We start from the raw sequence: 19,110 nt of genomic DNA, 5'->3' as shown, positions 1-19,110 counted from the left end.
TTTCCTTCCATTCACGAGCATCTGCATCAGAATTCCAACCCCGCTTCACGCGCGGCGTCGGCGAGCGCGGCGATGCGGCCGTGGTAGGCGTTGCCGCCACGGTCGAACACCACGGTCGAGACACCGGCGTTCTTGGCGCGGGCGGCGACGAGTTCCCCGACCTTGGCGGCCTTGGCCTTCTTGTCGCCGTCCAGGGCGCGGACGTCCGCCTCGAGGGTGGACGCCGACGCCAGGGTCTTGCCGGCGAGGTCGTCGATCAGCTGCACGGCGAGGTGCCGCGACGAACGCTTGACGACCAGGCGCGGACGCTGGTCCGTGCCGTTGATCTTCTTGCGAAGGCGGAAGTGCCGACGGGCCTTCGCGACGCGGCGGCGGGTCGAAATGTCCTTGCCGACCGGCTTGCGCTTCGTAGTCGTGTCGCTCATGATCACTTACCCGTCTTTCCGACCTTGCGGCGGATCTTCTCACCCTCGTAGCGCAGGCCCTTGCCCTTGTACGGGTCCGGGCGGCGCAGCTTGCGGATGACCGCGGCGATCTGGCCGACCTTCTGCTTGTCGATGCCCGAAACCGAGAACCGGGTGGGGGTCTCGACCTTGAAGGTGATGCCTTCGGGGGCCTCGATCTTCACCGGGTGGCTGTAGCCGAGGGCGAACTCGAGGTCCGAGCCCTTGGCCTGCACGCGGTAACCGACACCGTGGATTTCGAGCTTCTTCTCGTAGCCCTCGGTCACACCGACGACGAGGTTGTTGACCAGCGTCCGGGTGAGACCGTGCAGGGCACGGCTGGTGCGCTCCTCGTCGGGACGCTTCACCTGGAGCGTGCCGTCGGCGTGCTCCACGGTGATCGGCTCGGCGATGACGTGTTCAAGGGTGCCCTTGGGCCCCTTGACCTTGATCTGCTGACCTTCGATGGTCACCTCGACCCCGGAGGGGACGGCGACCGGCAGCTTTCCAATGCGTGACATGTCTGTGCCCCCTTCCTTACCAGACGTAGGCGAGGACTTCGCCGCCCACGCTGTTTCGCTTGGCCTGACGGTCGGTCTGGAGCCCGGAGGACGTCGAGATGATCGCGACGCCGAGGCCACCGAGAACGTTCGGCAGTTCGGTCGATTTTGCGTAGACCCGCAGGCCGGGCTTGGACACGCGGCGGAGGCCGGCGATGCTGCGCTCACGGTTGGGGCCGTACTTCAGCTCCACGATGAGGTTCTTGTGCTTCTCGCCCGGCTCGTCGCGGTAGCTCGCGATGTAGCCCTCGCGCTTGAGGATCTCGGCGATGTTCGCCTTGATCTTCGAGTGGGGAAGCACGACCTCGTCGTGGTAAGCCGAGTTCGCGTTACGCAGACGGGTCAAGAAGTCTGCGATGGGGTCGGTCATCGTCATGGTGACCTGTCAACCTTTCTCGCCCTGGTTCCCTGCACAACTGCGGGGCCTGTGGCGAAGTGGGAGTTCTGTATCCGATTGTTTGCCAATCCGACCGGCAGCCACGGCGGAAAGGGTCCAGATGAGCCGGTTGGCTCAGACCGTATCCGCCTGCTTTGGGGCCGGATTGGCAAAGGAGACTCTTACCAGCTGGACTTGCGGACGCCGGGCAGCTCGCCCGCGTGTGCCATCTCGCGAAGGCAGATCCGGCAGAGCCCGAACTTGCGGAACACCGAGTGCGGGCGACCGCACCGCTGGCAGCGCGTGTAACCGCGCACCTTGAACTTCGGCGTCTTCGCGGCCTTGTGGACCAGTGCTTTCTTGGCCATCGACTCAGTTCTCCTTGAACGGGAAGCCGAGCTTGCGAAGCAGCGCGCGACCCTCGTCGTCGGTGTTGGCGGTGGTGACGACAGTGACGTCCATACCGCGCGGGCGGTCGATGGCGTCCGGATCGATCTCGTGGAACATCGACTGCTCGTTGAGACCGAACGTGTAGTTGCCGTTGCCGTCGAACTGCTTCGGCGAAAGCCCGCGGAAGTCACGGATACGCGGCAGCGCGATGGTCAGCAGCCGGTCGAGGAACTCCCACATCCGGTCGTTGCGCAGCGTGACGCGCGCACCGATCGGCTGGCCCTCACGCAGCTTGAACTGCGCGATGGACTTGCGAGCCTTGCGAACCTCGGGCTTCTGCCCGGTGATCGCGGCCAGGTCCTTGATGGCGCCTTCGATCAGCTTGCTGTCACGGGCGGCGTCACCGACACCCATGTTCACGACGACCTTGACGACGCCCGGGATCTGGTGGACGTTCTCGAAGGAGAACTCCTCCTGGAGCTGTCCCTTGATCTCCTCGCGGTACCGCACCTTCAGGCGCGGGGCGATCTTCTCTGCGGTGGTCATGATCAGATGTCCTTACCGTTACGGCGCGAGACCCGGACCTTCTTGCCGTCCTCGCCGATGCGGTAGCCCACCCGGGTCGGCTTGCCGTCGGAGTCGACGACCATCACGTTCGACACGTGGATGGGCGCCTCCTGGGTGACGATGCCACCGGACTGCGCGCCACGCTGGGTCTGGGAGATCCGGGTGTGCTTCTTGATCCGGTTCACGCCCTCGACCAGCACACGCTCGCGCTCGGGGTAGGCCTGAATGACCTTGCCCTTGGCGCCCTTGTCCTTGCCGGCGACGACGACGACCGTGTCGCCCTTCTTCACCTTCATGCTCTACAACACCTCCGGCGCGAGCGAAATGATCTTCATGAACTTTCGGTCGCGCAGCTCGCGGCCCACCGGGCCGAAGATGCGGGTGCCACGGGGCTCATTGTCGTTCTTGATGAGCACAGCAGCGTTCTCGTCGAAGCGGATGTAAGAACCGTCCGGACGACGGCGCTCCTTGCGCGTGCGAACGATGACCGCCTTGACGACGTCACCCTTCTTCACGCCGGCAGCCGGCATGGCGTCCTTCACGGTGGCGACGATGATGTCGCCGATACCCGCGTAGCGCCGCCCCGAACCGCCGAGAACGCGGATGCAAAGGATTTCCTTCGCGCCCGTGTTGTCGGCAACCCGAAGCCGCGACTCCTGCTGGATCACGTCAACTCCTGTATGTCGCGCTGGTTCTCGCGTGCGAACGCGAGCCTTGCGGAACTAAGGGACTCAAAAAGAGCCCTACTTACTTGGCCTTCTCCACGATCTGCACCAGGCGCCAGCGCTTGGTCGCCGACAGCGGGCGGGTCTCCATCAAGGTGACCTTGTCGCCCGTGCCCGCCTCGTTGTTCTCGTCGTGCACCTTGACCTTCTTGGTGCTGCGGAGAACCTTGGCGTAACGGCGGTGCTTCTTGCGGTCCTCGAGCTCGACCACGATCGTCTTGTTCATCTTGTCCGAGACGACATAGCCCTCACGGACCTTGCGGTCGTTGCGGCCGGCCGCCTCGGTGGGCTGCTCGCTCATGCGGCACCTTCACTCTCGGCGTCAGGGGAAACGGACAGGCCGAGTTCACGCTCGCGCATGACCGTGTAGATCCGCGCGATGTCCGTACGGACGGTACGCAGACGGCGGTTGTTGTCGAGCTGTCCGGTCGCCATCTGGAAGCGGAGGTTGAAAAGCTCCTCCTTGTATTCCTTCAGACGCAGGACAAGCTCTTCCGCGGTGAGCTCACGAAGCTCCGACGTCTGGGCGATACCAGCCTTCGCCATCAGAACTCACCACCTTCACGGGTAACGATGCGGCACTTCATGGGCAGCTTGTGGATCGCGCGACGGAGCGCCTCACGGGCGGTCTCCTCGTTCGGGAACGAGATCTCGAACATGACGCGGCCCGGCTTCACGTTGGCGATCCACCACTCGGGCGAGCCCTTACCGGAACCCATGCGGGTTTCCGCCGGCTTCTTGGTCAGCGGGCGGTCCGGGTAGATGGTCGTCCACACCTTGCCGCCACGCTTGATGTGACGCGTCATGGCGATACGAGCGGACTCGATCTGCCTGTTGGTCACGTAGCTGTGCTCAAGCGCCTGGATGCCGTACTCGCCGAAGCTGACCTTCGTACCGCCCTTGGCGGCACCGTGGCGCTTCGGGGAGTGCTGCTTCCGGTGCTTGACCCTGCGCGGGATGAGCACGTGTCAGCCCTCCGTCTTTTCTGCAGTCTCAGCAGCCGGGGCCTCGGTGGCCGCGGGGGCGGTGTCGTCGCTCTTGGCGGCGGCAGCTGCCCGACCGGCTTCGGTCGAGGTCGGCGTCGTACCCGACGCACCGGAACGGCGCGGGCGGGTCGGGCGGTCACCACGGTCACGGCGCGGGGCACGCTCGGCGGCCGCGGCGGCGTCGCGCGCCTCACGGGCCTTGAGTCCACCCACGAGCTCGCCCTTGTAGATCCACACCTTCACGCCGATGCGACCGAACGTCGTCTTGGCCTCGAAGAAGCCGTAGTCGATGTCGGCACGCAGCGTGTGCAGCGGGACGCGGCCATCGCGGTAGTGCTCGGAGCGGGACATCTCGGCACCGCCGAGACGACCGCCGCACTGCACGCGGATGCCCTTGACCTGCGGCGAACGCATGGAGGTCTGGATCGCCTTGCGCATCGCGCGGCGGAACGCCACACGGTTGCTCAGCTGCTCCGCGACACCCTGAGCGACGAGCTGGGCGTCGGCCTCGGGGTTCTTGACCTCGAGGATGTTCAGCTGGACCTGCTTGGCGGTCAGCTTCTCCAGCGCGCCGCGGATCCGGTCGGCTTCCGCACCACGACGGCCGATGACGATGCCCGGCCGGGCGGTGTGGATGTCGACGCGGACACGGTCACGGGTGCGCTCGATCTCGACCTTGGAGATCCCGGCGCGCTCCATGCCCGTGGACAGCAGCTTCCGGATCTTGACGTCCTCGGCCACGTACTCCGCGTACTGCTTGTCGGCGTACCAACGCGACTTCCAGTCCGTGGTGATACCCAGGCGGAAGCCGTGCGGGTTGATCTTCTGGCCCACTACCGGCCACCTGCCTTCTTCTTGCCCTGTGCCTTCTTGGCCTCGGCCTTGGGACGCGACTCCACCTCGACGGTGATGTGGCTGGTCCGCTTGCGGATCCGGTACGCGCGGCCCTGGGCCCGCGGACGGATGCGCTTGAGGGTCGGGCCCTCGTCGGCGTAGGCGTTCTTGACCCAGAGGGTGTCCGGGTCGAGATCGAGGTTGTTTTCGGCGTTGGCCACGGCGCTGGCGAGCACCTTCGCGACCGGCTCGCTTGCCGCCTGCGGGGCGAACTGGAGCACGGCCAAGGCGTCGGCGGCGCTACGTCCCTTGATCAGCTCGATCACCCGGCGCACCTTGGTAGGTGAGTCCCGGACGAAGCGAGCCCGCGCGTAAGCCGTCGGCAATGCCTCGGCCACGTCGTTCTGGGCGTTCATCGCTAGCTTCCTTGTTCTCTCGTGCCCGCTCAGCGGCGGCGCGACTTGCGGTCGTCCTTGATGTGGCCCTTGAAGGTCCGAGTCGGGGCGAATTCGCCCAACTTGTGACCCACCATCGCCTCGGTGACGAACACCGGGACGTGCTTGCGACCGTCGTGCACCGCGATCGTGTGACCCAGGAAGTCCGGGATGATCGTGGAGCGTCGCGACCAGGTCTTGATGACGGTCTTCTTGCCCGACTCGTTGAGAACGTCCACCTTCTTGAGCAGGTGGTCGTCCACGAAGGGGCCCTTTTTGAGGCTACGTGGCATGTTCTTCTACCTCCCTGCTCAGCGCTTCTTGCCGGTACGCCGGCGGCGGACGATCATGGCGTCGGAGGCCTTGCGGCGGCGCGTGCGGCCTTCGGGCTTTCCGTTCGGGTTCACCGGGTGGCGACCACCGGAGGTCTTACCCTCACCACCACCGTGCGGGTGGTCGACCGGGTTCATGACGACACCACGGACGGTGGGGCGCTTGCCGCGCCAGCGGTTACGACCCGCCTTGCCCCAGTTGATGTTGGAGTGGTCGGAGTTGCCGACCTCGCCGATGGTGGCGCGGTTGCGCACGTCGACGTTCCGGATCTCGCCCGACGGGAGACGAAGCTGGGCGTAAGGCCCGTCCTTCGCCACCAGCTGCACCTTGGCACCGGCGGACCGCGCCATCTTCGCGCCGCCACCGGGGCGGAGCTCGATCGCGTGGATCACGGTGCCGACCGGGATGTTGCGCAGCGGCAGGTTGTTACCCGGCTTGATGTCGGCGCGGGGGCCGTTCTCAACCGTGTCACCCTGCTTGAGCTTCTCCGGGGCGATGATGTAGCGCTTCTCGCCGTCGGCGTAGTGCAGGAGCGCGATACGAGCGGACCGGTTGGGGTCGTACTCGATGTGCGCGACCTTGGCGGGAACGCCGTCCTTGTCGTTCCGGCGGAAGTCGATCAGCCGGTACGCGCGCTTGTGGCCACCGCCCTTGTGACGGGTGGTGATCTTGCCGCTGGAGTTACGGCCGCCGGTCTTGCTCAGCGGACGCAGCAGCGACTTCTCCGGGGTGGACCGAGTGATCTCGGCGAAGTCGGAGACGCTGGAACCGCGACGACCCGGGGTCGTCGGCTTGTACTTGCGGATGCCCATGTGTCAGCTCAGTCCTTTACGCGGTGGGTCCGCCGAAGATCTCGATCGGCTTGCTCTCAGCCGAAAGAGTCACGATGGCGCGCTTGGTGTCCTTGCGCTTGCCGAAGCCGGCGCGAGTCCGCTTACGCTTGCCCTGGCGGTTGAGGGTGTTGACACTGACCACCTTGACGCCGAACACCTTCTCGACCGCGATCTTGATCTGGGTCTTGTTGGCGTCCGGGCGAACCACGAACGTGTACTTGTGGTCCTCGAGCAGCCCGTAGGACTTCTCGGAGATCACCGGCGCGAGCAAGATGTCGCGGGGATCGGGGATGGCGATCGCACTCACTGCTCGTCACTCCCTTCAACCTCGCTCGACCGGGCCGAAGCCTTCGCGCCCTTGCCCCTGACGGGACCGGCGACGAAAACGTCGTAAGCGGCCTTGGTGAACACCACGTCGTCGTTGACCAACACGTCGTAGGTGTTGAGCTGGTCGGGCGTGATGATGTGGACCTCGGCCAGGTTGCGCAGCGAGTTCCAGCTCAGCTCGTCGTCGCGGTGCAGGACCACGAGAACGCGCTTGGCCTGGGTCACCGCGGCGATGATGGCCTTGGCGGACTTGGTGGACGGCCTCTCGCCGGTCACCAGTTCGGTGACGACGTGCAGCTGTCCGGCACGGGCCCGGTCGGAGAGGGCGCCACGGAGAGCGGCGGCCTTCATCTTCTTCGGGGTCCGCTGGGTGTAGTCACGCGGCGTGGGGCCGTGGACGACGCCACCACCGGTGAACTGCGGCGCACGGGTCGAACCCTGGCGGGCGCGGCCGGTGCCCTTCTGACGGTACGGCTTCTTGCCACCACCGCGGACTTCACCGCGGGTCTTGGTGTCATGCGTTCCCTGGCGCGCGGCGGCCAGCTGGCCCACCACGACCTGGTGCATGAGGGGCACGTTGGCCTGCACGTCGAAGATCTCCGAGGGGAGGTCGACCGTGCCGTCGGCTTTACCGGCCGGGGTCTTCAGCTCGACGCTGCTCATCTTCAGTTACCACCCTTCGCGGCGCTGCGAACGAACAGCAGGCCGCCCTTGGGACCGGGCACGGCGCCCTTGATCAGCAGCAGGCCGTCTTCGGCACGCACCGCGTGCACGGTCAGGTTCTGCGTGGTGACCCGGTCGTTGCCCATCCGGCCCGCCATGCGCAGGCCCTTGAAGACGCGACCCGGGGTGGCACAGCCACCGATCGAGCCGGGCTTGCGGTGCACGGCCTGGGCACCGTGGCTGGCGCCCTGGCCCTTGAAGCCGTGACGCTTCATGACACCGGCGTAGCCCTTGCCCTTGCTGGTACCGGTCACGTCGACCTCGATACCGGCCTCGAACACCTCAGCGGTGATCTCCTGGCCGACCTCGTAGGTCTCGGCGTCGGTGGTACGCAGCTCCGCAAGGAAACGACGCGGGGTCACGCTCGCCTTGTCGAAGTGGCCGGTGCGCGGCTTGTTCACCCGGCGCGGGTCGACCGCACCGAAAGCCAGCTGCACGGCCTTGTAGCCGTCGGTTTCCTGGGTCCGAACCTGGGTCACCACGTTCGGGCCGGCCTGCACGACGGTCACCGGGACGACCCGGTTGTTCTCGTCGAAGACCTGGGTCATGCCGAGCTTGGTGCCCAGGATGCCCTTCACTTGCCTGTCAGACATGAGTCTCTTACTCTCCGCCGCTCGCCAGCCGCTACTGGATGTTGACGTCGACGCTCGCCGGCAGGTCGATGCGCATGAGCGCGTCGACCGTCTTCGGCGTCGGGTCGAGGATGTCGATCAGACGCTTGTGCGTGCGCATCTCGAAGTGCTCGCGCGAGTCCTTGTACTTGTGCGGCGAGCGGATGACGCAGTAAACGTTCTTCTCGGTGGGCAGCGGCACCGGCCCGACAACACGGGCGCCGGTGCGCGTGACCGTCTCGACGATCTTGCGCGCCGAGGTGTCGATCGCCTCGTGGTCGTAGGCCTTGAGCCGGATGCGGATCTTCTGTCCCGCCATGGTGGCTGCGTTCCTTGTCGTCTCGTGCCGCTTTGTCTCTTCAAACCTCGGTCGTGCCTGAGGTTTTCCCAGTTCAACGGCCCTGTCTCCGGTCCACGCGGTCGGGCGTGTCGTGCCCGACGCACAGACGGATCCCGTGGGATCTTCGTCGTCCTGGTCTTCCTCATGTGAGGAGGCGGTGATCCGGCCGTGCCGTCTCAACCACCGCGCCCGCTGGCCTCACCCGAAGGAAGAGCTCCACGGACCATGGCTACTCATACCAGGGCGGCCGGAACCCGTGTTCGGAAAGAACCGCGGATTCGGCCGCCCCAGGACGAGCAACCTGAATAGTGTCGCACACGTGATTTGACGCCCCTTACCCGGGGGTGTAATGCCCCCGGGCGGGGCGTCTAAATCACTTGGTGATCTTGGTGACCTGGCCGGCGCCGACGGTCCGTCCACCCTCACGGATGGCGAAACGCAGACCCTCGTCCATGGCGATCGGCTGGATCAGCACGACGCTGATGTCCGTGTTGTCGCCCGGCATGACCATCTCGGTGCCCTCCTTGAGGGTCACCACGCCGGTCACGTCCGTCGTGCGGAAGTAGAACTGCGGGCGGTAGTTGTTGAAGAACGGGGTGTGACGACCACCCTCGTCCTTCGACAGGATGTAGACCGAGCCCTCGAACTCCGTGTGCGGGGTGGTGGTGCCCGGCTTCACGACGACCTGGCCGCGCTCGACGTCCTCGCGCTTGATGCCGCGGACCAGCAGACCGACGTTGTCGCCGGCCTCACCCTGGTCGAGCAGCTTGCGGAACATCTCGACACCGGTGACGGTGGTCTTGGTCGACTTTTCCTTGATGCCGACGATCTCGACCTCTTCGTTCACGTTGACGCGGCCACGCTCGATACGGCCGGTCACGACCGTGCCACGGCCGGTGATCGTGAAGACGTCTTCGATCGGCATCAGGAACGGCTTGTCGAGCTCACGCACCGGGTCCGGCACGTTCTCGTCGACGGCCGCCATGAGCTCGAGAACACTCTCGCCCCACTTGGCGTCGCCCTCGAGGGCCTTCAGGCCGGAGACCTTGACGACCGGAGCGTCGTCACCCGGGAAGTCCTGGGAGGACAGCAGCTCGCGGACCTCGAGCTCGACGAGCTCCAGGATCTCTTCGTCGTCGACCATGTCGGCCTTGTTCAGCGCGACCACGATGTAGGGCACGCCGACCTGCTTCGCGAGCAGCACGTGCTCACGGGTCTGCGGCATCGGGCCGTCGGTCGCCGCGACCACGAGGATCGCGCCGTCCATCTGCGCCGCACCGGTGATCATGTTCTTGATGTAGTCCGCGTGACCGGGGGCGTCCACGTGGGCGTAGTGACGCTTCTCGGTCTGGTACTCGACGTGCGAGATGTTGATCGTGATGCCGCGCTGCTTCTCTTCCGGCGCGTTGTCGATCTGGTCGAACGCCGACGCCGTGTTCAGCTCGGGGTACTTGTCGTGCAGAACCTTGGTGATCGCCGCGGTCAGAGTGGTCTTACCGTGGTCGACGTGACCGATGGTCCCGATGTTGACGTGCGGCTTGGTCCGCTCGAATTTCGCCTTCGCCACTGGAATGTCCTCCTGGACTGTTTTGCTTACTCACCGGCCGACGTGGCTGTCGTCGGACGGAGATTCGTTTCTCGGTGGGTGGTGCGGACGTTCAGGAGTTTTCCTTATGCCCGCGAGCGAGAGGGAACTACTCCCCTGTCGCCTTCGCGATGATTTCCTTCGCGACGTTCGCGGGAACCTCGGCGTAGGAGTCGAACACCATGGAGTAGTTGGCCCGCCCCTGGGTACGCGACCGCAGGTCACCGACGTAACCGAACATCTCCGACAGCGGGACCAGTGCCTTGACGACACGGGTACCGGCGCGCTCCTCCATGGCCTGGATCTGGCCACGGCGGGAGTTGAGGTCGCCGATCACATCGCCCATGTAGTCCTCGGGCGTGGTGACCTCGACGGCCATCAACGGCTCGAGGATGACCGGGTTGGCCTTCCGCGCGGCTTCCTTCATCGCGATGGAGCCGGCGATCTTGAAGGCCATTTCCGAAGAGTCGACCTCGTGGTACGCGCCGTCCAACAAGGTGAACTTCAACCCGACGAGCGGGTAGCCGGCCAGCACGCCGTACTGCATGGCGTCCTGCGCGCCCGCGTCGACCGACGGGATGTACTCCCGCGGCACGCGGCCACCGGTGACCTTGTTGGAGAACTCGTAGAGGGCACCGTCGGTGGACTCGAGCGGCTCGAGCTTGACGATGACCTTCGCGAACTGACCGGAACCACCGGTCTGCTTCTTGTGCACGTAGTCGAGCTTCTCGACCGTCTTGCGCACCGTCTCGCGGTAGGCGACCTGCGGCTTACCGATGTTCGCCTCGACCTTGTAGTCGGACTTCATCCGGTTCACCAGCACCTCGAGGTGCAGCTCGCCCATACCCGCGATGATCGTCTGGCCGGTGTCCTCGTCCAGGTTGACCTGGAACGTCGGGTCCTCTTCGGCCAGCTTCTGGATCGCCAGGGACAGCTTCTCCTGGTCGGCCTTGGTCTTGGGCTCGATCGCGACGCGGATGACCGGCGCCGGGAACGTCATCGACTCGAGGACGACCGGGTTCTGCGGGTCGGCGAGGGTGTCACCGGTGGTGGTGTCCTTCAGGCCGATGACCGCGTAGATGTGGCCCGCCTGGGCCTCCTCGACCGGGTTCTCCTTGTTGGAGTGCATCTGGAAGAGCTTCCCGATGCGCTCCTTGCGCTCCTTGGTGGCGTTGATCAGCTGCGCGCCGGAGGAGACCTTGCCCGAGTACACCCGGATGTAGGTCAGCTTGCCGAAGAACGGGTGCGCGGCGATCTTGAACGCCAGAGCGGCGAACGGTTCGTCGACGGACGGCTTCCGCAGCACCGGGGTCTCACCGTCGGGCAGCGTGCCCTCGACGGCGGGGACGTCCAGCGGCGACGGCAGGTAGTCGATGACCGCGTCGAGCATGGGCTGAACGCCCTTGTTCTTGAAGGCGGAACCGGTGAGCACCGGGTACGCCTCGCGGTTCACGGTGAGCTTGCGGATACCGGCCTTGAGCTCGGCTTCCGTCAGCTCCTCGCCCTCGAGGAACTTCTCCATCAGGGAGTCTTCGGTCTCGGCGATGGCCTCGACCAGCTTCTCCCGGTACTCGGCCGCCTTGTCGGCGAGCTCGGCCGGGATCTCCTCGACGGCGTAGTCCTCGCCCTTCTGGACCTCGCCGCGCCAGGTCAGCGCCTTCATGCGGACCAGGTCGATGACGCCTTCGAACTCGTTCTCGGCGCCGATCGGCAGCTGGATGACCAGCGGGCGGGCGCCGAGGCGCTCCTCGATGGTGCGGACGGTGAAGTAGAAGTCCGCGCCGAGCTTGTCCATCTTGTTGACGAAGCAGATACGAGGAACCTCGTACTTGTCCGCCTGACGCCAGACCTGCTCGGACTGCGGCTCGACACCTTCCTTGCCGTCGAACACGGCGACGGCACCATCGAGCACGCGGAGCGAACGCTCCACCTCGACGGTGAAGTCGACGTGACCCGGGGTGTCGATGATGTTGATCTGGTGATCGGCCCAGAAGGTGGTGGTGGCAGCCGAGGTGATGGTGATACCCCGCTTCTGCTCCTCCTCCATCCAGTCCATGGTGGCGGCGCCATCGTGGACTTCACCGATCTTGTAGTTGACCCCGGTGTAGAACAGGATCCGCTCGGTGGTGGTGGTCTTACCGGCGTCGATGTGGGCCATGATGCCGATGTTGCGGACCTGGTTCAGGTCGGTCAGCACTTCACGTGCCACGAGAGTGTTCCCCTGTCTCAAAATTGGGGCCCGGCAAGGCTTTGATCGGCAGCCGGGCGGTCATCACCAGCGGTAGTGCGCGAAGGCCTTGTTGGACTCGGCCATCTTGTGCGTGTCCTCGCGCCGCTTCACGCTGGCGCCGAGGCCGTTGCTCGCGTCGAGGAGCTCGTTCTGCAGGCGCTCGATCATGGTCTTCTCGCGGCGGGCCGCGGAGAAGGAGACCAGCCAACGCAGGGCGAGGGTGGTCGAACGGCCCGGCTTGACCTCGATCGGCACCTGGTAGGTGGCACCACCGACGCGGCGGCTCTTCACCTCGATGGTGGGCTTCACGTTGTCGAGGGCGCGCTTCAGCGTGACGACCGGGTCGGTGCCGGTCTTCTCGCGAGCTCCTTCGAGGGCGCCGTAAACGATGCGCTCGGCCAGGGACCGCTTGCCGTCCTTCAGCACCTTGTTCACCAGCTGGGTGACCAGCGGGGATGCGTAGACGGGGTCAGAGATCAGCGGCCGCTTCGGGGCCGGACCCTTGCGGGGCATTAGCTCTTCTCCTTCTTCGCGCCGTACCGGCTGCGCGCCTGCTTACGGTTCTTGACACCCTGGGTGTCGAGCGAACCGCGGATGATCTTGTAACGGACACCCGGAAGGTCCTTCACACGACCACCACGCACGAGCACCATCGAGTGCTCCTGCAGGTTGTGGCCCTCACCGGGAATGTAGGCGGTGACCTCGATGCCGCTGGTCAACTTCACACGAGCGACCTTGCGAAGCGCCGAGTTCGGCTTCTTGGGGGTTGTGGTGTACACGCGAGTGCACACGCCACGCCGCTGCGGGCTCCCCTTGAGGGCCGCGGTCTTCTGCTTGGCAGCCTTGTCCTGGCGGCCCTTACGGACCAGCTGCTGGATCGTGGGCAATGGACCAGCTTTCTGTTCGCGATCTTGCTACTACGTGTCTGTCTCCGGCCCCCGCGGTCGGGCGTGTCGGCCCGCGTCACGGTCTTTCGACCGGTAACTTCCCGTAGGGATTTTCCGTCGGATCCCGTGTTGGCGAAGCCTCGGAACCGGATGCCTGAGCATCCCGTTCATGCCGCACGGCACACGGGACGGCCCGACGCCTGCCGGGCACGGTCTCCAAAGATACCCGCCCACTGACAGGGCGACCAAATCGGGGGGTCGATAACTATATCGTGCCGGGCGTCACGCCGCGGCCACCCTGATGGAACGGCGTTTCGGGCCGTTTCATTCCTCGTCGGCCCCGACGTGGTCCGCTCATTCCTCGTCGGGCTTGGCGTGATCCGCCCGGCCCGGATGCGGATCCCGATTGAGGTCGATCAACGGATGCACGGGAGCCCCCTCCGGCGCCGCGTGACTCCCCCGCCGGGGTTCCTCGGTGCTTTCCTGCTGCTCGGCGTCCACGACGCCCTCCCCTCACTGTGCTGATACCGCCTTACTCGGCGAACCACGCTACCTATTCCCCTGACGGGTGAGCCGGATGGATCCGGAAAGCACACCATCGCGTCCAAGCGGCGAATGGGTCACGATGACACCGGTCACAGTGATGACCGGTTGACGCAGCGCAAGCACAGGAGGGTCCATGTCGGCCGAGTTCGAACAGCTGGTCGCGGAATTCGAGAAGTTCCAGTCCAAGATCAAGAAGGCCGAAACGCAGTTCGCGAAGGTCGGCGAAATGCAGGCGGAACTGGCGGAACTGGAGTCGGTGGCGGCGTCGCCGGACCGTTCGGTCACCGTCGTCGCGGGGCCGGGCGGGTCGGTCAAGGACATTCGCCTGAGCCCGGAAGCCCTTAGGCAGCAACCACAACAGCTCGCCGCCGCCATTCTGTCCACTTTGCACACCGCGGTGGCCGACGCAGCGCGGAAGCAGGCGGGGATCGTCGACGAGCAGTTCGGCGGGACCTTCCACCTGAACGTCGAAGAGCAGGTACTCGAAGCCCAAGCGGAAGCGTTGGGAACCACAACCGCCGATCTGCGGTCTCAGATGTCGGAGGAGCCACCACCGGAGGCCGCCCGCCCCGCCCGCCGACCTCGGAACGAGGACGACTTCAGCGAGGAGACGGTGCTCCGGCGGTCGGACGAAGCGACTCCCGGCCAGCCGCCGGCGGGCGGGAACTCGGCGGGTGACCAGTTCCTCAAGAACCTGTTCGACGAGGAGGACCACTGATGACCGGACCAGGCGCCGGCGGGCACGCGGTCAAGACGCAGGCCTTGACCGACTACGCGAACAACCTCGGTTATTACAAGGACGAGGCGGGCAAGTTCGGCGGCCTCGTCGACCAGGCCGACGTCACGGACAAGTCGTGGGGCCTGATCGGGCTCGCGGTGAAGCAGACCTACACGGGCAAGCTCTCCGACCTGCGTGAACTGCTCGAACTGATGAAGACCGGGGTCGATGCCTTCTCCGGGAAGCTCAACCAGGCCGCGTCGATCTACAACGGCTTCGAAAACGACGCGACGATCACCCTGGGGAAGTACGAAGCCAGGATCGACGGACCGAAGTGAGCTGGGGGACGGCATGACCGACGAGAAGGCGAGCATCGCCGGCGGCGTCAAGATCACGGGTGACGACAGTTTCGGCAAGAACGCGCTCGACGCGGCGAAGAAGGTGCCGGTCGCGGGCAAGGGCGTCACCACCGTGGCCAACGCCTACGAGAAGTTCAGCACCGCGCAGGGCCCAGGCGACCTCGCGGCCGCGGGCGGGCAGCTGGTGCAGGACGGCGCCGGGTTCATCGCGGGCGCGGGCGCGGACCTCGCGAGTTTCGTGCTCGACCCGGTGGGCTGGCTGGTCAGCAACGGCCTGAACATCCTGATCGAGCTGATCCAGCCACTGCAGGACGCGCTGCACTTCGTCACGGGGGACGGTCCGGCGCTCAAGACCGCGGCGGGCAACTTCGGCAACATCGCCAAGGGTTTCGTCACGCTGGCCGACGACTTCGTCAAGACCGGCGACGAGTCGCTGAAGGACTGGGTGGGCGACGCGGGCGACGCCGCTCGCAACGCGCTCGGCGACTTCGCCGTCGGCATCAAGGGCATCGGCAACAGCGCCGGGACGGTGGCCGAGACGCTGCAGATGTGGTCGATGGTGATGACCGTCATCGAAGAGGTCGTCAAATCGATCATCTCCGAACTGGTCACCTGGGCGATCTACATCTGGCTGCCCGCGCTGGCCGCGTCCATCGTCAGCCTCGGCTCCTCGGTGGCCGCCGCGATGACCGCGACGATCGCCAAGGCCGCGAGCGCGATGGGCAAGATCACCAAGCACCTCGGGAAGCTCGGCAAGCTGCTCGACAAGTTCATGGGCTTCATGCTCAAGTGGACCGATGACCTGGTCAAACAGGGTTCGAAGCTGACGAAGGCCGGCAAGATCGGGATGACGCCCGGTCAGGAGAAGTCGATCGTCGGCGCGATCGCCAAGGGCTCCAAGACGCAGCTGGGCACGTTCGGCGATGCCGCGGCGGACGTCCTCAAGGGCGTGCCGAACCAGGCGATCAAGCAGGTGGTCGGGGTCAATCCGGCCGACATCTCGAAGGGGTCGGCGTACGCGGGCAAGGCCGGCTTCGACTTCGTGAACAAGACCATCGACAACTCGAGGACCACCATCGCCGGGCAGGAGTACGGCCGCACCGGCGGGCATCACAGCGAAGAGGAGACCCGCGAGAACCTCGACATGGACCAGTAGGGTCGCCCGATGGACGATCAGGCCGGGCCGTGGCTCGTCGCCGGTGGGTACGCCCTGGCTCTGGCGCTGCTGTTGCTCGGCGGGCGGTTCGACGGACGGCGGCCCACGGCGGCGGCCGTCAGCTACGCGCTCTGCGGGATCCTCGTCTCCGAGACGTCGCTGTACTGGCTCTCGGCCGGGTCCGGCAGCGCGGTGCCCGGCTGGCTGTGGTTCGCGTTCCCGCTCGTCATCGCGGCTCTGGCGGCGTGGCGGGGCTACCGGCAGAAGACGTGGATCCGCAGGCTCGACGGGTCCGGCGAGCCGAGTTTCGGCGTCCTCCCCCAGCGCGGCATCGCCGTCACCCATGCGTCCCCCGAGTCCGTGGTGACGGCGGTCGAGTTCGGGCACAACGGGCATCGGCTGCTGGGCGTCGAGTACCGGCTCGGCGGGTCGGAAGGCTTTCCGGAGTTGGCCAGGACAGCTGACCTGATGGACGGGACGTACGCCCTGATCCAGCTGCGGACGCCCGTCGTGCCGTCGGTCGTCATCACTCCCGTCATCGGTGCTTTCGAGCCGGAGCGGTTCACGCCGCTGGAGGACGCCCGCATCACGCGGAACACCGTCGGGGCGCCGAAGCCGGATGCGCTGCTGCAACGGTTCGAGACCGGCACGGAGTTCGACCGCCTGTTCACTGTGACGACGTCCGATCCGGAGTTCGCGCGCACCCTGCTCACCTCGGCTGTCCGTGAACTGCTGGGCGGCGATCCGTGGTTCCGGGTCCGCGAAGTGGCTTTCCACGGCGGCTCGCTCTGGGTCTCCGAAGCCGGGACGCTGACCGAAGAAATGATGTTCGCCGACTCCCGCCGTCTCGCTGTCCTGGCGTCCACAGTGGAGTGGCAGGATGCGGATTTCCGCGCTGTCGCAGCGGCTTCCGACACGAGCGACGCCGGATGGCTCGGCGGACGGCGGGGTCCGCTCGCCGGGCTCCGCGGTCCGCTCAACCGGCGACGGGAAGCGGCCGGCCGTCAGCCGCTGTCCTCACTGTCGCTGGTGGCGCGTTCGGTCGTCGCGTTCGCTCTGGTGTTGCCGGGGCTGGCGCTCGCGGTGAACTCGCTGACCGCGTTGGCCGGGCTCGCTCCCGAGGCGCGGCTCACCGTGACCGCGACGCTGCGGGCGGAGGCGGGCACGTCGAGCTGCACGAGCTGTGGCAACAGCAACCTGGTGGACGGCAGCTACGAACTCGACGGCGAGACGCACGAGGTCAAGGACCTGTGGTGGATGTCGTTCGGGACATTCCCGGATAGGGGCGACGTCGTCGACATCGCCGTGACGCCGCTGTGGTGGCATCCGCTGATCGAAGGCAAGGACACGGGCGTCTTCCTGCTGCTGATCGGCCTGACCCCCGTCCTCGCCGGCTCCCTCCTCACGAAGGCGACCTACGCCCCGCGCCCGCGCCGGTCCGCGTCGCGTTTAGCGGACTAAACGCGATCCGACAGAGCCTGGACCAGGGGCTTCGCGAAGTAGTAGTGGGCGTAGGGGTCGTCGTTGAAGGGCTCGACCTCGTCGTAGCCGAGGCGCGCGTACAGGGCCCTCGCCTCGACGAGGTCGCTGCGGGTGTCCAGGCGGATGGTCGTGGCCCCCAGGCCGCGGGCGACGTCCTCGGCGGCGGCCACGAGCAGCGACGCACCGCCTTTGCCGCGCTCGGACCGCCGGAGGAAGACTCGCTTGAGTTCGGTGATCTCGGGCGTCATGACCCTGAGCCCGGCGCAACCTGCCAGGACCCCATCGCGCCACGCGAGGAGGAAGGCGCCCTCCGGCGGAACCAGGTACCTGCTGTGGTTCTTCTCGAGCAGGTCGTCGAGCTCTTCCTCGTCGACCTGGCGCTCGTAGTAGCGGGACGCGATCTCGTCCAGGTACTCGCGCAGCAGCTGGGCGGCGTCCGGGTGATCGACGGGGGTGACTTCGAAGGTCCAGCTCATGCCCCCATTCTGCCCAACCCGGCCACCGATTTTCCCCGCCCACCGGATCGCGATTAGGGGGCTAAAGTCGCCGCGCGAGGCCGGGACCCGGATCGCACTTTGCCCGCTAAAGTCGCCGCGCGGCGCTGGTCAGGAGGGGGCCAGGCGGCCGGCGCAGGTGGCGACCTCACCGGGGGTGGACTTCTCCGACGTGACGACGGCGCCGCCCACGGCCACCCGGCATTCGACGGTGCCTTCGCCCTGCCCCATCAGCTGGACGGTCGGCGGCGTGCCGGTGTTCTTCCACGTGAGCTCCTTGCGCCACGGCAGCGTCACCTGCAACTCCTGATGCACCAGCCCCAGCCCGTTCGAGTCGTAGACCACGGTCGCGGTCCCCGTCCCGACGAGCTCATAGGCGATCTGCCAGTCGTTCGACACCGGCTGCGGCTGCGCCTGGCTCAGCGTCCGGGTGATCGTGCGGTCCGGCTCCCGCGACGGCGCGGCGCCGGTCGGTTCCCCGACGACGGCCACGCCCTCGGCCTGCGGTTCCTCACCGCCGTTGAGCAGCACCACACAGGTCGCGAGCGCGGCCACCACGATGCCCGCGATGGCGACGCGCCCGATCAGTTGTCTGTCGGCCATCGGTTCTCCTCACCGAAAGCGGCGGCGCGGCCCGAGAGCCGCGCCGCCACGGAAGTCAGGACGGCAGCAGCCGGCCGGGGACGCCGTTGAGGGACTGGATGAGGCCCAGCACCGGGACGCCGAGCGGCGCGAACGTCCAGATGTTGTTGAGGTCGCTCGTGTCGGGTTCGTCGACGACAACGACATCGCTCGGGGCAGCCTGCACGGCGAGTGCGGGAGCGGCCGAGCCGAGCACGACAAGGCCGGCGAGCGCCGCGCCGGTGACCGCGCGGACGAGGGTCTTCTTCATGAGATTCTCCTTTGCTGGTAACGGTTTTACGAAATCGGCGTGATGATCCCGTAGATCGGGGCGAGCAGATCGGTGGGCACGGGGACGCCTGCGCCGAGCAAGCCGCCGAGGTCGAGGCCGGGGATCAGCCACACGGCGGGGTTGCCGCCACCGGTCGGCAGACCCGGCAGCGGGTCGGCCGAGGCGACCCCGCCGGCGAGTCCGGACAGCGCGCCCGCGACGGCGAGCGGCAGCAGCACACGGGCCGCGATTCGCTTCATCTCTTCTCCCTTTTTCCTT

Annotated in this window: 31 protein-coding genes; 4 read left to right on the top strand and 27 right to left on the bottom strand. The window is 66.4% G+C overall.

What is annotated here, in order from left to right; translation table 11 throughout:
* Positions 1-26 precede the first annotated feature (26 nt).
* The 23 genes from rplR to BKN51_RS43710 form a co-directional block, all read right to left on the bottom strand.
* Positions 27-425 (bottom strand): 50S ribosomal protein L18, encoded by a 399-nt coding sequence (rplR, locus tag BKN51_RS38060; protein ID WP_101613699.1) that lies wholly within the window; start codon positions 423-425, stop codon positions 27-29.
* Between the two features lie 2 nt (positions 426-427).
* The gene (rplF, locus tag BKN51_RS38055; protein WP_101612173.1) at positions 428-964 is read right to left on the bottom strand and encodes a 50S ribosomal protein L6; all 537 of its coding nucleotides are present in this window, start codon (positions 962-964) and stop codon (positions 428-430) included.
* 16 nt (positions 965-980) lie between these two features.
* A complete protein-coding gene (rpsH, locus tag BKN51_RS38050; protein ID WP_101612172.1) occupies positions 981-1,379 on the bottom strand; it encodes a 30S ribosomal protein S8 in 399 nt (132 codons plus the stop codon).
* Between the two features lie 182 nt (positions 1,380-1,561).
* Entirely contained in the window at positions 1,562-1,747 is a 186-nt protein-coding gene (locus tag BKN51_RS38045; RefSeq protein ID WP_005166789.1) for a type Z 30S ribosomal protein S14, read from the bottom strand.
* Positions 1,748-1,751: 4 nt separating this feature from the next.
* On the bottom strand, positions 1,752-2,315 hold the full coding sequence (rplE, locus tag BKN51_RS38040) for a 50S ribosomal protein L5 (RefSeq protein WP_101612171.1): 564 nt from the start codon (positions 2,313-2,315) through the stop codon (positions 1,752-1,754).
* A gap of 2 nt (positions 2,316-2,317) precedes the next feature.
* Entirely contained in the window at positions 2,318-2,632 is a 315-nt protein-coding gene (gene rplX, locus BKN51_RS38035) for a 50S ribosomal protein L24 (RefSeq protein WP_076163007.1), read from the bottom strand.
* Positions 2,633-2,635: 3 nt separating this feature from the next.
* Positions 2,636-3,004, bottom strand: a complete 369-nt coding sequence (gene rplN, locus BKN51_RS38030) for a 50S ribosomal protein L14 (protein WP_005166785.1) — start codon at positions 3,002-3,004, stop codon at positions 2,636-2,638.
* A gap of 79 nt (positions 3,005-3,083) precedes the next feature.
* Entirely contained in the window at positions 3,084-3,362 is a 279-nt protein-coding gene (gene rpsQ / locus BKN51_RS38025; RefSeq protein WP_101612170.1) for a 30S ribosomal protein S17, read from the bottom strand.
* Positions 3,359-3,607, bottom strand: a complete 249-nt coding sequence (rpmC, locus tag BKN51_RS38020; RefSeq protein WP_076163005.1) for a 50S ribosomal protein L29 — start codon at positions 3,605-3,607, stop codon at positions 3,359-3,361. Before rpmC ends, rpsQ begins: the two co-directional genes overlap by 4 nt.
* The gene (rplP, locus tag BKN51_RS38015) at positions 3,607-4,026 is read right to left on the bottom strand and encodes a 50S ribosomal protein L16 (RefSeq protein ID WP_004558864.1); all 420 of its coding nucleotides are present in this window, start codon (positions 4,024-4,026) and stop codon (positions 3,607-3,609) included. Before rplP ends, rpmC begins: the two co-directional genes overlap by 1 nt.
* Before the next feature lie 3 nt (positions 4,027-4,029).
* Positions 4,030-4,881, bottom strand: a complete 852-nt coding sequence (gene rpsC, locus BKN51_RS38010) for a 30S ribosomal protein S3 (protein WP_101612169.1) — start codon at positions 4,879-4,881, stop codon at positions 4,030-4,032.
* Positions 4,881-5,297: a 50S ribosomal protein L22 gene (rplV, locus tag BKN51_RS38005; RefSeq protein WP_005166780.1), complete on the bottom strand. Its 417-nt coding sequence runs from the start codon at positions 5,295-5,297 to the stop codon at positions 4,881-4,883. Before rplV ends, rpsC begins: the two co-directional genes overlap by 1 nt.
* A 29-nt stretch (positions 5,298-5,326) precedes the next feature.
* Positions 5,327-5,608, bottom strand: coding sequence for a 30S ribosomal protein S19 (gene rpsS / locus BKN51_RS38000; protein ID WP_026468892.1), 282 nt, complete (start codon positions 5,606-5,608; stop codon positions 5,327-5,329).
* A gap of 18 nt (positions 5,609-5,626) precedes the next feature.
* Positions 5,627-6,460 (bottom strand): 50S ribosomal protein L2, encoded by an 834-nt coding sequence (gene rplB / locus BKN51_RS37995; RefSeq protein WP_101612168.1) that lies wholly within the window; start codon positions 6,458-6,460, stop codon positions 5,627-5,629.
* Between the two features lie 16 nt (positions 6,461-6,476).
* Entirely contained in the window at positions 6,477-6,788 is a 312-nt protein-coding gene (rplW, locus tag BKN51_RS37990) for a 50S ribosomal protein L23 (protein WP_101612167.1), read from the bottom strand.
* Positions 6,785-7,471, bottom strand: a complete 687-nt coding sequence (gene rplD / locus BKN51_RS37985) for a 50S ribosomal protein L4 (protein ID WP_101612166.1) — start codon at positions 7,469-7,471, stop codon at positions 6,785-6,787. The genes rplW and rplD overlap by 4 nt, the downstream gene beginning before the upstream one ends.
* Before the next feature lie 2 nt (positions 7,472-7,473).
* Positions 7,474-8,124, bottom strand: coding sequence for a 50S ribosomal protein L3 (gene rplC / locus BKN51_RS37980; RefSeq protein ID WP_061979959.1), 651 nt, complete (start codon positions 8,122-8,124; stop codon positions 7,474-7,476).
* A gap of 31 nt (positions 8,125-8,155) precedes the next feature.
* Positions 8,156-8,461 carry a 30S ribosomal protein S10 gene (gene rpsJ, locus BKN51_RS37975; protein ID WP_003102098.1) on the bottom strand — a complete coding sequence of 102 codons (306 nt, stop codon included), beginning with the start codon at positions 8,459-8,461 and terminating at the stop codon, positions 8,156-8,158.
* A gap of 394 nt (positions 8,462-8,855) precedes the next feature.
* Positions 8,856-10,049, bottom strand: coding sequence for an elongation factor Tu (gene tuf / locus BKN51_RS37970; protein WP_101612165.1), 1,194 nt, complete (start codon positions 10,047-10,049; stop codon positions 8,856-8,858).
* Between the two features lie 127 nt (positions 10,050-10,176).
* On the bottom strand, positions 10,177-12,276 hold the full coding sequence (gene fusA / locus BKN51_RS37965; protein ID WP_101612164.1) for an elongation factor G: 2,100 nt from the start codon (positions 12,274-12,276) through the stop codon (positions 10,177-10,179).
* A 63-nt stretch (positions 12,277-12,339) separates the two neighbouring features.
* Complete coding sequence (rpsG, locus tag BKN51_RS37960; RefSeq protein ID WP_005166770.1) at positions 12,340-12,810, bottom strand: 30S ribosomal protein S7; 471 nt, start codon at positions 12,808-12,810, stop codon at positions 12,340-12,342.
* Positions 12,810-13,184, bottom strand: coding sequence for a 30S ribosomal protein S12 (gene rpsL, locus BKN51_RS37955; protein WP_003102113.1), 375 nt, complete (start codon positions 13,182-13,184; stop codon positions 12,810-12,812). The genes rpsG and rpsL overlap by 1 nt, the downstream gene beginning before the upstream one ends.
* A 354-nt stretch (positions 13,185-13,538) precedes the next feature.
* On the bottom strand, positions 13,539-13,685 hold the full coding sequence (locus BKN51_RS43710) for a hypothetical protein (RefSeq protein ID WP_020633314.1): 147 nt from the start codon (positions 13,683-13,685) through the stop codon (positions 13,539-13,541).
* Between the two features lie 178 nt (positions 13,686-13,863).
* Here BKN51_RS43710 and BKN51_RS37950 point away from each other — a divergent pair, with 178 nt between their 5' ends.
* Genes BKN51_RS37950 through BKN51_RS37935 form a run of 4 tightly spaced genes read left to right on the top strand, consistent with a single transcriptional unit; the run spans position 13,864 to position 17,424 of the window.
* A complete protein-coding gene (locus BKN51_RS37950) occupies positions 13,864-14,448 on the top strand; it encodes a YbaB/EbfC family nucleoid-associated protein (RefSeq protein WP_101612163.1) in 585 nt (194 codons plus the stop codon).
* Positions 14,448-14,786: a hypothetical protein gene (locus tag BKN51_RS37945; RefSeq protein WP_101612162.1), complete on the top strand. Its 339-nt coding sequence runs from the start codon at positions 14,448-14,450 to the stop codon at positions 14,784-14,786. Before BKN51_RS37950 ends, BKN51_RS37945 begins: the two co-directional genes overlap by 1 nt.
* Before the next feature lie 13 nt (positions 14,787-14,799).
* On the top strand, positions 14,800-15,963 hold the full coding sequence (locus BKN51_RS37940) for a hypothetical protein (protein ID WP_101612161.1): 1,164 nt from the start codon (positions 14,800-14,802) through the stop codon (positions 15,961-15,963).
* Between the two features lie 9 nt (positions 15,964-15,972).
* Positions 15,973-17,424, top strand: a complete 1,452-nt coding sequence (locus BKN51_RS37935; protein ID WP_101612160.1) for a hypothetical protein — start codon at positions 15,973-15,975, stop codon at positions 17,422-17,424.
* On the opposite strand, the gene BKN51_RS37930 is transcribed toward BKN51_RS37935, so the two are convergent.
* The 4 genes from BKN51_RS37930 to BKN51_RS37915 all read right to left on the bottom strand — a co-directional run bounded on the left by BKN51_RS37930 (position 17,421) and on the right by BKN51_RS37915 (position 19,091).
* Entirely contained in the window at positions 17,421-17,921 is a 501-nt protein-coding gene (locus BKN51_RS37930; RefSeq protein WP_101612159.1) for a GNAT family N-acetyltransferase, read from the bottom strand. The genes BKN51_RS37935 and BKN51_RS37930 overlap by 4 nt on opposite strands.
* Before the next feature lie 129 nt (positions 17,922-18,050).
* The gene (locus tag BKN51_RS37925; RefSeq protein WP_101612158.1) at positions 18,051-18,542 is read right to left on the bottom strand and encodes an MmpS family transport accessory protein; all 492 of its coding nucleotides are present in this window, start codon (positions 18,540-18,542) and stop codon (positions 18,051-18,053) included.
* Between the two features lie 55 nt (positions 18,543-18,597).
* Positions 18,598-18,831 carry a hypothetical protein gene (locus BKN51_RS37920; protein WP_101612157.1) on the bottom strand — a complete coding sequence of 78 codons (234 nt, stop codon included), beginning with the start codon at positions 18,829-18,831 and terminating at the stop codon, positions 18,598-18,600.
* A gap of 26 nt (positions 18,832-18,857) precedes the next feature.
* Positions 18,858-19,091 (bottom strand): hypothetical protein, encoded by a 234-nt coding sequence (locus tag BKN51_RS37915; protein ID WP_101612156.1) that lies wholly within the window; start codon positions 19,089-19,091, stop codon positions 18,858-18,860.
* Positions 19,092-19,110 lie beyond the last annotated feature (19 nt).

The sequence above is a fragment of the Amycolatopsis sp. BJA-103 genome (assembly GCF_002849735.1).
Taxonomy (GTDB): Bacteria; Actinomycetota; Actinomycetes; order Mycobacteriales; family Pseudonocardiaceae; genus Amycolatopsis.
Note: the sequence above shows the minus strand (reverse complement) of the source record. Positions and strands in the feature narration are given on the sequence as shown.